General features: G+C 72.6%; 12 protein-coding genes. 7 read left to right on the top strand and 5 right to left on the bottom strand.

The features are described 5' to 3' along the window. From otsB to EAD96_RS18750, 3 genes are all read right to left on the bottom strand, one after another. On the bottom strand, positions 1-819 hold an 819-nt coding region (gene otsB / locus EAD96_RS18760), incomplete at its 3' end, for a trehalose-phosphatase (RefSeq protein ID WP_121685220.1). 69 nt (positions 820-888) lie between these two features. Beyond that, positions 889-1,242 (bottom strand): hypothetical protein, encoded by a 354-nt coding sequence (locus EAD96_RS18755; RefSeq protein WP_026268070.1) that lies wholly within the window; start codon positions 1,240-1,242, stop codon positions 889-891. A gap of 163 nt (positions 1,243-1,405) precedes the next feature. Further along, the gene (locus tag EAD96_RS18750; protein ID WP_120571627.1) at positions 1,406-1,846 is read right to left on the bottom strand and encodes a helix-turn-helix transcriptional regulator; all 441 of its coding nucleotides are present in this window, start codon (positions 1,844-1,846) and stop codon (positions 1,406-1,408) included. Positions 1,847-2,110: 264 nt separating this feature from the next. On the opposite strand from EAD96_RS18750, the gene EAD96_RS18745 reads away from it, so the two are divergent. The 6 genes from EAD96_RS18745 to EAD96_RS18720 all read left to right on the top strand — a co-directional run bounded on the left by EAD96_RS18745 (position 2,111) and on the right by EAD96_RS18720 (position 7,353). Further along, on the top strand, positions 2,111-2,452 hold the full coding sequence (locus EAD96_RS18745) for a hypothetical protein (protein ID WP_064447658.1): 342 nt from the start codon (positions 2,111-2,113) through the stop codon (positions 2,450-2,452). Continuing rightward, positions 2,449-2,874 (top strand): hypothetical protein, encoded by a 426-nt coding sequence (locus EAD96_RS18740; protein ID WP_120571626.1) that lies wholly within the window; start codon positions 2,449-2,451, stop codon positions 2,872-2,874. Before EAD96_RS18745 ends, EAD96_RS18740 begins: the two co-directional genes overlap by 4 nt. A 317-nt stretch (positions 2,875-3,191) precedes the next feature. Then, the gene (locus tag EAD96_RS18735) at positions 3,192-4,598 is read left to right on the top strand and encodes a PhoH family protein (RefSeq protein ID WP_121685219.1); all 1,407 of its coding nucleotides are present in this window, start codon (positions 3,192-3,194) and stop codon (positions 4,596-4,598) included. Positions 4,599-4,830: 232 nt separating this feature from the next. Beyond that, positions 4,831-5,523 carry a transglycosylase SLT domain-containing protein gene (locus EAD96_RS18730; RefSeq protein WP_199733226.1) on the top strand — a complete coding sequence of 231 codons (693 nt, stop codon included), beginning with the start codon at positions 4,831-4,833 and terminating at the stop codon, positions 5,521-5,523. A 101-nt stretch (positions 5,524-5,624) separates the two neighbouring features. After that, positions 5,625-6,278, top strand: coding sequence for a rhomboid family intramembrane serine protease (locus EAD96_RS18725; protein WP_121685217.1), 654 nt, complete (start codon positions 5,625-5,627; stop codon positions 6,276-6,278). Positions 6,279-6,384: 106 nt separating this feature from the next. Next, entirely contained in the window at positions 6,385-7,353 is a 969-nt protein-coding gene (locus tag EAD96_RS18720) for an NAD(P)/FAD-dependent oxidoreductase (RefSeq protein WP_120571622.1), read from the top strand. A gap of 12 nt (positions 7,354-7,365) precedes the next feature. On the opposite strand, the gene EAD96_RS18715 is transcribed toward EAD96_RS18720, so the two are convergent. After that, entirely contained in the window at positions 7,366-8,052 is a 687-nt protein-coding gene (locus tag EAD96_RS18715; protein WP_121685216.1) for a TetR/AcrR family transcriptional regulator, read from the bottom strand. 140 nt (positions 8,053-8,192) lie between these two features. Here EAD96_RS18715 and EAD96_RS18710 point away from each other — a divergent pair, with 140 nt between their 5' ends. Further along, positions 8,193-9,131, top strand: a complete 939-nt coding sequence (locus tag EAD96_RS18710) for an NAD-dependent epimerase/dehydratase family protein (protein ID WP_121685215.1) — start codon at positions 8,193-8,195, stop codon at positions 9,129-9,131. On the opposite strand, the gene EAD96_RS18705 is transcribed toward EAD96_RS18710, so the two are convergent. Beyond that, a partial coding sequence (locus tag EAD96_RS18705; RefSeq protein ID WP_199733224.1) for a DMT family transporter occupies positions 9,128-9,584 on the bottom strand: 457 nt, incomplete at its 5' end. The two genes, EAD96_RS18710 and EAD96_RS18705, sit on opposite strands and share 4 nt — an antisense overlap.

Genomic DNA, 9,584 nt, shown 5'->3' with positions numbered 1-9,584 from the left:
GAGGTGGGGGAGGGCGGCGGTGAGGAAGTCGGCCAGAGCCGCCGGAGAGTCCAGGGTCAGGTCGGCGGCGTCGGCGACCTCGTGACCGGTCTCCGGGTTGGCGACCGCGACGCAGACACCGAGGAAGTCGGGATCGGAGGCGGCGCGGGCGCGCAGCGCGGCGAACGCCTTGATGTCGGAGACGTCGTCGCCGAAGTACCAGGCGCCACCGGCGTCCCGGACCGTCTCGCCGATCACCATGCCCTTGTCCCGGTCGACCGGGGGCTTGAGTTCCAGCACCATCCGGCCCGGCTGGGCGCGCAGGCCCAGCCGCTCGGCCTGGGCGCGGCCCCACTCCTGCACCAGGTCGCCGAGCTGCGGGGCGGTACGCCAGTGCAGCGCGACGGAGAGCCGCTTGTACTCGACGAGCGCGCCGGGCGGCAGTTCCGCGCGGGCCTGCTCGGCCAGCTCGGACATGGTGGGCACCCAGGGCAGGGCGGCCGGCTCGGTGACCGTCTCGCCGCCGGAGTGGCTGTGCTCCAGGCCGTAGAGCCCGTACAGGTCGATGCCGGCGAGGCCGCCGAGGTGGTCGCGGAGGAAGTCCACCGGGCGGGCGGAGACGATGGCGATCCGGCGTACGTGCGGGGCTAGCGCCCCCAGCGCGCTGAGCACGTTGGGCGCGGGCCGTACGGCCGTGGGATCGTCGTCGACGGGCGCCAGGGTGCCGTCGAAGTCGAAGAAGAGGACGACGTCACCCGCGCGGTCGGCGGTCGCACGCCAGGCGTGCTCCGCGTTCAACGGGGTCTTCGGCTGCTGGTTGCCCAGATTCAACGGCGGCACGCGCGTCAGCGTACCCCGCGCCGGGCGGCGTATTCGTGGCCGAGATGTGACGTCGGAACGACGTGGGGATCAGCGTTCGGCGGCTCCTCGTCCCCGGCGACCGAACGGCACCACGGCCGCATCCTGCCCGTGGCTGAGCAGGTAGCCCTCCACGAAGCCGGTGTTGCGGTCGCCGGTGTGCGCCTCGATCTCGTTGAGCCGCGCCACCAGGAACTCGGTGAGCGCGCTGACCCGGTCGTTGAGCCGATCGTGCAGCTCGGCGACGACGGCGAGGATCACCGCGGTGCCGGCCGTGGTGAGCGCGAAGAGGTTGACGACCAGGGGAAGCTGCCCGCCGTCCAGTACGCCGACCACCACGTTGCCGGTCACGCACGATGTCAGCGACACCACCGCGACCACGACTGCCAACCATTTCAGGGTCATGGACAGACCCCTCCTTCTGTCCCGCAGGGCTGGGTTCGGCTGTGTCCCGTCCCCCCGCCGATGACGAGCCCCTAGCAGTACAAACGTGGACGCTAGCGGGTCCGTTCCGTCCCCGCGGCGAAACGATCGGGTCCGACCTTCCGTTCTTTCGCCATCTGAGGAACTAGCCCGCCTGTTTACCCCTATTTCGGACACCGCCCGGCAGGGTCGGGCGATATGCGAGGTAACGAATGGTTTCCCGAATGTGGAACTTCTCCGCGTCGGACACGTTCGGGTCGACGAGCCGGCGCAGCAGCGCCTCCACGTCCGGGTCCATCGGGGGCGGGGCCGGCGCGGTACGCGGCCCGGCGGTCCGGTCCCAGCCCAGAGCGGTGAACGCGGCGGCGGGATCGAGCCCCAGCCCTTCGCAGAAGGCGACCACCCGCTCCGCCTCCGGGTCGCTGGCCCAGTCGCCGCGAACCCATCGGTTGATGGTCTGGCGGGAGACGCCGGTGCGCCGGGAGACCTCGGTGCCGCTCCAGGCCCGCAGCGCGCGGGCGTCGTCGAGCGCGCGCCGGACGAAGGTGGCGAACGCGATCTTCCGTGCGTTGGTCGTCTCGGTCACCCCGTGACGGTACGGCCAGTCGGTCCCGAGAGGGCGGCTCGGCACGCTGCTGTCACGCCGACGTGACGGCGACCGGGGATTTCCGGTAAACGATTCAGTGCTGCTCCTGAGGGGTGTCACCCGGGCAGAATAGATGGACACCAGTACGGCGGCAAAGGCCTGAAAAGCTGATACTGTCACGCTCATGAGACAACTTACGGTGTGTCACGTGCTTGAGACGACGAGTGCTCACATGCGTCACTCCGCGGGTGCCGAGGGGGTCTCGTGACCGAGCTCGCGACCCGCGCCCAGGCCTTCGGGCTGATCGCGGACGGAGTGTCAGCCGGGCTGAGCGCCCCCTGGCGTCTCTATCTCGCCCGCGGGTGCCGGTACCTCTCACTCAGCGTCGGCGACCGGGGGGAGTGGGACGCCTGGCGGACCCACCTCGGCTGCCCCGAGCTGAGCGTGCGGGTCTACGACTCCGGCGGCGAGATCCGCCGGGCGTCGGTGGCCGAGGTGATCCTCGACGGCTGCCGGATCAGCGTCGAGCTGGTGGAGGAGGTCAGCACCGACGACCTGGAGCGGCTGCTGGTGGTCGACCCACTGCCCGGGACGGACGAGCGATGACCCCCTTTCTCGCCGTGGTGCTCGTCCTCGTGCTCGGCTCCACCTGCTACGCGGCCGGCCGCCTGCACGGCCAGCTCAGCTACCGCATCGGTTACCGGTTCGGCTACCGCCAGGGCTACTTCGACGGGGACCGGGGCGCCTGGAACCGCCGTCGGCGCGACGCCCAGGCGGCGATCGCCTCGGCGCTGTCCGGTCCCGGCCCCACTGTGGTGACCTCGGCCGGGCGCTCGGCCGTGCCGTTCGCCGGCACCTCCGTACCCGCGGCGGTCGCGGCCCGGCCCGGCTCGGCCCCGGCCGTCCGCGTCACCGCCACCGGCCGGCTCGGCGCCGTCGGCCGGGTGGGCACCACGTACACCGGATCGTCGTTCGGCGCGGCCGGCGCCGGACCGCGGGCCGGCACGCTGGTGCGCCGCCAGGGCTGAGGCCCGCGCCGCGTCGCGGCGCCGCAGTGGACGACCGGCCGGGGTGCGCGCAGGGGGCATGCATCCCGGCCGGTTCCGGTCCGCCCGTCACCCGAACAGGTGTACGTCCCGCGAAGACCACGCGATGATCCACGCGCACCTCTAGCCCAGCGGCCCCGCGGCGATTAGCGTCTAGGCATGGCGCGGGGTTTTCCCGGGCCAGCCGGACAGCCCGGACCTGCGTCCTCGCGCACGGGGCCCGCATCCGACCCCGTGTCCTCCGGGCACCGGAAGAGGCGGAACTCGGGTGGCCGGGTGCCCATCCGCGGAGCAGGCCTGTGACCACTCGCCGTACCCCCGCCGGAGCCGAGCAGACCCCGGCCTCGACCGCCCCGACCCGCCGGACCGCCCGCAGCCGCCGCGCCGCCGCCGCGGAGGCCGAGGAGCCCCGACCAGCCGGCCCGGCCTTCGTCCTGGACACCTCGGTCCTGCTGTCCGACCCGGCGGCGTTCCACCGCTTCGCCGAGCACGAGGTGGTGCTGCCGCTGGTGGTGATCTCCGAGTTGGAGGGCAAGCGGCACCACCCGGAGCTGGGCTGGTTCGCCCGCCAGTCGCTGCGCATGCTGGACGAGTTGCGCGTGCGGCACGGCCGGCTGGACCGTCCGGTGCCCGCCAACGACCAGGGCGGCACGCTGCGGGTGGAGCTGAACCACACCGACGACGGGGTGCTGCCGCCCGGCTTCCGCAACGAGTCGAACGATGCGCGCATCCTGTCCGTGGCGCTCAACCTGGCCGCCGAGGGGCGTGAGGTCACGCTCGTCAGCAAGGACATGCCGCTGCGGGTGAAGGCGGCCTCGGTGGGCCTGCGCGCCGACGAGTACCGGCACGGCCAGGCGAGCGACCCGACCTGGACCGGGATGGCCGAGCTGGACCTGGCCGAGGAGGAGATCGGCCGGCTGTACGCGGGCGAGACGCTCGACGTCGACGCCGCGGCGGGGATGCCCTGCCACACCGGCCTGGTGCTGCACTCGAGTCGGGGCTCGGCGCTGGGCCGGGTGCTCCCGGACAAGACGATCCGGCTGGTCCGGGGCGACCGGGAGGCGTTCGGCGTGCACGGGCGCTCGGCGGAGCAGCGGGTCGCGCTCGACCTGCTGCTGGACGAGTCCATCGGCATCGTGTCGCTGGGCGGGCGGGCCGGCACCGGCAAGTCCGCGCTGGCGCTCTGCGCCGGCCTGGAGGCGGTGATGGAGCGGCGCCGGCACAAGAAGGTGATCGTGTTCCGTCCCCTGTACGCGGTCGGCGGCCAGGAACTGGGCTACCTGCCCGGGTCGGAGTCGGAGAAGATGTCGCCCTGGGCGCAGGCCGTCTTCGACACGCTCGGCTCGGTGGTGCACGAGAACGTGCTGGAGGAGGTCACCTCGCGTGGGCTGCTGGAGGTGCTGCCGCTGACCCACATCCGCGGCCGGAGCCTGCACGACGCGTTCGTCATCGTGGACGAGGCGCAGTCGCTGGAGCGGGGCGTACTGCTCACCGTGCTGTCGCGCATCGGCCAGGGGTCGCGGGTGGTGCTCACCCACGACGTGGCCCAGCGGGACAATCTGCGGGTCGGCCGGCACGACGGGGTGACGGCGGTGATCGAGGCGTTGAAGGGGCATCCCCTCTTCGCGCACGTCACGCTCAGCCGATCGGAGCGATCTCCGATCGCCGCCATGGTCACCGATCTGCTGGAGGACATCCCCGGCTGACCGCGGCTTTCGCCCTATTTTGTCCGCATTTTTAGGGTGACGCAGATCACTTTTGGGCCTGGTCATTTCCCACCGGCCTCACTGTGCGCAATGGTGTCCATCGAGCGTCACCTACCACTCGGGGGCCGGACACGGCCCGGAGTCACACCGGTACCGGTGCGCTCACGGCACCGGCGTGACCCGACAGGGCCATACGCGTGCCGTGTCCCTGCCCCCGACGAAGGGAAACTTCGTGAGTCGGCTCTGGAGCCGGTTCGGCGCCCGTACGGCCGCTGTCGCGCTGCTCTCCGTGGGCGTCGCCGGCGGCTTCTATCTGGGTGAGGATCGACAGACCCAGCAGCAGGGCCTGACCGCGCAGGTCGGCCTGGAGGTCGACCAGGCGGAGCACGCGTACCAGCGCGACCGGCTGTCCGACCACCGCGTGGACTCGTCCCGCCAGCGTGCCGCCGAGTACCAGGCGAAGCTGCGTGCCGCCGCGGCGGCGAAGGAGGCCGCCGAGCGGGCCAAGAAGGCCGAGGCGGCCGCCGCCACCCGCAAGAAGGAGCGGGCCGCGGCGGAGGAGGCGGAGAAGGAGGCGAAGATCAAGCCGTACGACGGCCCGATCCCGTCCTCCTGCGCGGAGTACAGCGGCAACCGGAAGATCGGTTGCGCCATCATGCTCGACAAGGGCTTCGGCATCGACCAGTTCCCGTGCCTGGACAAGCTCTGGACCAAGGAGAGCGGCTGGAACCCGAAGGCCTCCAACAGCTCGTCCGGGGCGTACGGGATCCCGCAGGCGGTGCCGGGCAGCAAGATGGCCTCGGTCGCCGACGACTGGAAGACCAACCCGGCGACCCAGATCACCTGGGGTCTCGGCTACATCAAGGGCCGGTACGACACCCCCTGCGGCGCCTGGCAGAAGTCGCAGAGTTCGGGCTGGTACTGACATCACCACGACGGCGGGGCACGCGGGTAGACCCGGTGTCCCGCCGTCGCCGTGTCGGCCCCGACTGGCGGCCGACCGCTTTTGCTGATAGCTCTTGGTAGGTGACCTGGTACGGCCCTAGCGGCGACCCCCACCGGTTCGGCACCGACGCGTTCTACGCGGCGCTCGGCCGGGCCTTCGTCGCGATGTGCGCGGTCGTGCCGGTGCTGTTCCTCATCGAGGCGCTCGACGTCGGCCTGCGACTCGGCCTCGACTACACCGCCGGCATCATCCCGCAGCGGCTCCAGGGCCTGGACGGCGTCTTCTTCTCGCCGTTCCTGCACGCCGGCTGGAACCACCTCTACAGCAACAGCATCCCGCTGATCCTGCTCGGCACGTTCGTGCTCGCCGCGGGCACCCGCCGGTTCCTCTGGTCCACCGCCGTCATCATCCTGGTCAGCGGCCTGGGCGTCTGGTTCACCGGCTCGCCCGACTCGGTGGTGGTCGGCGCCAGCGGCGTGATCTTCGGCTACCTCGGCATCCTGCTCACCCGGGGCGTGGTGGAGCGGAGCTGGTGGAACTTCGCCGTCGGCCTGCTGGTCGGGTTGCTCTACGGCTGGCAACTGCTCGGCATCCTCCCGACCGACGAGCGCATCTCCTGGCAGGGCCACCTGTTCGGGCTGCTCGGCGGCGTGGTCGCGGCGATCCTGTTCCGCCGCCGCAACGACACCGGCGAGTCCGACCGCCTCGGCTCACCGAGGATGACGCTGCCCTGACGGCGCGTTGATCGAACCGCGGGACGTGCTTGCCCACGGCCACCCGCCCGCCTACCGTTTCCGCATCAGCACGGGTTGACCCCGAAGCGGAAAGTGACGGTGCGCCATGCGCGAGGTCGATGTCGCCGTGATCGGGGCCGGTCCCGCCGGGCTCTTCGCCGCCTACTACGCCGGTTTCCGTGGACTCTCCGTGTCGGTGATCGACGCACTGCCCGAGCCGGGCGGTCAGGTCACCGCCATGTACCCGGAGAAGCTGATCCTCGACGTCGCCGGCTTCCCCGCGATCAAGGGCCGCGAGCTGGTCACGAACCTGGTCGCCCAGGCCGCGCCGTTCCACCCCGACTACCGGCTCGGCGTACGCGCGGAGAAGCTGTCCTACCTCGACGGCCGGCCGGTGCTCGGTCTCGCCGGCGGTGAGCAGCTCAGCTGCGGCGCGGTGCTGGTCACCGGCGGGCTCGGCAGCTTCACGCCCCGGCCGCTGCCGGTCGCGGAGAGCTTCACCGGCGGCGGGATCGTCTACTTCGTGCCGCAGCCGACCGAGCTGACCGACCGGCACGTGCTCATCGTCGGCGGCGGCGACTCGGCGTTCGACTGGGCGGCCACGCTCGCCCCGCTGGCCCGGTCGGTGACGCTGGTGCACCGGCGGGACCGCTTCCGGGCGCACGCGGCCACCATCGAGCGCGTGCGCGCGCTGCCGGTGCGGATCGTGGTCAACGCCGAGGTGAGCCGCCTGTACGGCGAGGAGGCGGTCACCGGCGCCGAGCTGACCGTACGCGGCGGCGAGGTGGAGACGCTGCCGGTGGACACCGTCGTGGCCGCGCTGGGCTTCACCGCCGACCTCGGCCCGCTCGCCGAGTGGGGGCTGAACCTCGACCGGCGGCACATCGTGGTGGACAGCGCCATGGCCACCAACCTGCCCCGGGTGTTCGCGGCCGGGGACATCACCGAGTACCCGGGCAAGGTCCGCCTGATCGCCACCGGCTTCGGCGAGGCCGCCACCGCCGTGAACAACGCGGCTGTCGTCATCGACCCGACCGCGCACCTCTTCCCCGGTCACTCCTCCGACGGCACCTGACGCCGATCGGCGTCAGGGCAGGCCGACCAGGTCCGCCATCAGGCCGATCTGGTGGTCGAAGTACTCGTCGCGGTGCGGCAGCGCCCGGTTGATCCGGCCGAACAGCTCGAAGCTGATCAGCCCGAACAACTGGGTCCAGCCGGCCATGCCGCGCACCAGCAGTGCGGGCGGCACGTCCATGCCGAGCAGCCCGACCAGTTCGGCCACGTCGCCGCGCAGCGGCTCGGGCAGCTCCTCGTCGGGCGGGGTGAGCCGGCCGGAGGCCAGTCCGTCGCGCAGGATGCCGACCAGGGTCACCGGAGGGCGCTGGGCCGGTGCGACGGTGTCGTCCGGTGCCGCGTACCCGGGCACCGGGCTGCCGTACAGCAGCGCGTACTCGGCGGGGTGGGCCAGCGCCCACGCGCGGGCGGCCCGGCAGGCGGCGAGCCAGCGTCCGCGCAGGTCGGCCTGGTCGGCGGCGGCGTCGGCCGCCTCCACCGCGTCGCCGAGCGCGTCGTACGCCTCCAGGATCAGCGCGGTGAGAAGGTCGTCGCGGCTGGGGAAGTAGCGGTAGATCGCCGAGGAGACCATGCCGAGGTCGCGGGCGACAGCGCGCAGGGAGAGGTTCGCGCCGTCGGTGTCCAGGTGGCGGCGGGCGACCGTCTTGATCTCTTCGATCATCCCGGCGCGGACCCGGGCGCGGAGCGAGGGAGCGACCATGCCCTCACTCTGCCACGGATGAGAGCAGCAATCAAAAGAGAGAGCACTGCTCTTGACGCGATCCGCCCGCATGGGTCATGCTCTGTTGCGAGAGCGGTGCTCTCGATTCGGATTACTGCTTCAGTGAAGGTGGACCTGTCATGGCACTGCACGTGATCGTCGGCGCCGGCCCCGTCGGCACCGCCACCGCCCGCCTCCTCGCCGAACGCGGCGAGCGGGTCCGGGTGGTGACCCGGCGCGGCACCGGCCCCGAGCACCCGGCGATCGAGCGGGTGGCCGCCGACGCCGCCGACGCGGACCGGCTCGCCGCGCTCACCGAGGGCGCTGACGCGCTCTACAACTGCGCCAACCCCGAGTACCACACCTGGCCGACGGACTGGCCGCCGCTCGCCGCCGCCCTGCTCACCGCCGCCGAGCGCAGCGGCGCCGTGCTCACCACGGTCGGCAACCTCTACGGGTACGGCCCGGTCGACGCGCCGATGACCGAGGCGACCCCGCTCGCCGCCACCGGCGTCAAGGGCCGGGTCCGCAACCGGATGTGGGCCGACGCCCTGGCCGCCCACCGCGCCGGCCGGGCCCGGATCACCGAGGTACGCGGCTCCGACTACATCGGCCTCGGCGGCAAGTCGCTGCCCATGATGGTGCTGCCCAAGGTGCTCGCCGGGCAGCGGGTGTTCCTGCCGGTCGCCTGGGACGCGCCGCACACGTGGACGTACGTGGGAGACGTCGCCCGTACCCTCGTCGCCGCCGCCACCGACCCGCGGGCCTGGGGACGGGCCTGGCACGTGCCGAGCGCGCCCCCGATGTCGATGCGGGCGCTCGCCGACCGGGCCGCGGAGCTGGCCGGGGCGCCGGCGCCCCGGCTGACCCGGATGCCCTACCCGGTGCTCTGGCTCGGCGGCCTGGCCGACCCGTTCGCCCGGGAGATGCGGGAGACCGCGCACCAGTTCGCCGGGCCGTTCGTGATGGACTCCACCGCCGCGAGCGAGACGTTCGGGATCGAGGGGACGCCGCTGGACCGGGTCGTCGACGAGATGGTCACCGGCCTGCGTGCCGCAGCGCCGGCCGCCGCCCGTTAGGGGCGGCGGGCCGGGCCGAAGGCGGCGACGAGCACGGCGACCATGGTCAGCGCCGCACCGAGCAGCGTGTCCAGCCCGGGGTGTGAGGCGGCGGTCGGCAGCAGCAGGTCCAGCAGCACCGCGCCGACGATCTGCCCGGCGATCGTGGCCAGGCCGAGCAGCAGCACCCCGGTGAACCGGACGAGGGCGGCGGCCAGCGCGATGAACACGATGCCGAGCGGGCCGCCGAGATAGAGCCACGGCTCGTCCGGGAACGCGCCGGCCGGCCGGCCGCGTACCGCCAGGTCCACCGCGAACGTCACGAGCAGCGCCGCCGTGCCGACCGTGAAGTTCACGAGCGTGGCGGTCATGGCGCTGCCCGAGGCCGCCCGGACCCGCCCGTTGACCGCCTGCTGCCGCTGGCGGCGGGGGTGGGCATCGCCTGGCAGCAGGGCCAGCGCCAGCGCGTGCGGG

This window comes from Micromonospora sp. BL1 (assembly GCF_003667485.1).
Lineage (GTDB): Bacteria > Actinomycetota > Actinomycetes > Mycobacteriales > Micromonosporaceae > Micromonospora > Micromonospora tulbaghiae.
The sequence above is the reverse complement of the archived record's forward strand: the minus strand, read 5'-3'. Positions and strand labels throughout refer to the sequence as shown.